This is a genomic window from Blautia sp. BIOML-A1, assembly GCF_009883055.1.
In the GTDB taxonomy this organism is placed as follows: Bacteria; Bacillota; Clostridia; order Lachnospirales; family Lachnospiraceae; genus Blautia_A.
This window is the reverse complement of record NZ_WWVR01000102.1, coordinates 1-1037: the sequence shown is the minus strand read 5'-3', so window position 1 is coordinate 1037 and position 1037 is coordinate 1. Positions and strand designations below refer to the sequence as shown.

Annotated in this window: 2 protein-coding genes; both read right to left on the bottom strand. The window is 42.5% G+C overall.

Annotated features, from left to right (window positions below):
• On the bottom strand, nucleotides 1-519 hold a 519-nt coding region (locus tag GT674_RS17050; protein ID WP_330585656.1), incomplete at its 3' end, for an RNA-guided endonuclease InsQ/TnpB family protein.
• Between the two features lie 111 nt (nucleotides 520-630).
• Nucleotides 631-1037 (bottom strand): RNA-guided endonuclease InsQ/TnpB family protein (locus tag GT674_RS17045; RefSeq protein WP_243149209.1); only part of this gene is annotated, 407 nt, incomplete at its 5' end.

Below are 1037 nucleotides of genomic sequence, written 5' to 3'. Positions count from 1 at the left end.
TTTTCCGCGTTCCTCCAGTTTATATTCCAGCATAGACAGAAACAGGCCATATCCATTATCATGTACGCCTTTTCCAAAATGAAGTCCTCCTGCCATCCCTTTCAGATCCAGGTCTTCCACGCATACTGCATCGTAGTTCTTTGCAAGACCTGCACTGAGTTTATGCTGGAAATCTTTTCTCTGATTTCGGATCTTTTCATGACACAGTGCAACCCGTTTCTTCTGTTTTTCATAATTCCGACTGCCTCTCTGGCATCTGGACAGTTTCCGCTGTTCCCGTGCAAGCTTTTTCTCTGTATTCCGGTAGAACATCGGATATCCGGCTCTTTCACCGGTAGAAAATACACACATCCCATGCATGGCAAAATCAATCCCCAGAAATTTTTCTGCCGGTCTTTTTTCTACTGTTTGGTTTTCACAGCAAAATAACAGACTTGCAAAATATTTTCCGGATGGTTCCCGGCTGACTGTTACAGATTTCAGTTTCCATTTTTCTGATATCGGACGGTGAAGCTNGATTTTGAAGTGGGGGCTTCTTGCTCAATGGCTCTATTGAGCCAAGTATCTACAAGCTATCCTCGCGTACCCCGCGATTTTTATAAGTCCAGATACGGACTTTTTATTGTGCTGTCATGCACATTCTGCAAAGATTCTTTTTCCCTCATTCATGAGGTTCACTGCTGCATTTACATCACGATCCATTCTGTTTCCACATTCACAGTAATACATCCTTTCAGATAAAGACAATCCTGCTTTTTTCTTTCCGCATACACTGCATATCTTACTGGATGCGAAATAACGATTTACTTTGATCAGATATTTTCCGCGTTCCTCCAGTTTATATTCCAGCATAGACAGGAACAGGCCATATCCATTATCATGTACGCCTTTTCCAAAATGAAGTCCTCCTGCCATCCCTTTCAGATCCAGGTCTTCCACGCATACTGCATCGTAGTTCTTTGCAAGACCTGCACTGAGTTTATGCTGAAAATCTTTTCTCTGATTTCGGATTTTTTCATGACACAGTGCAACCCGTT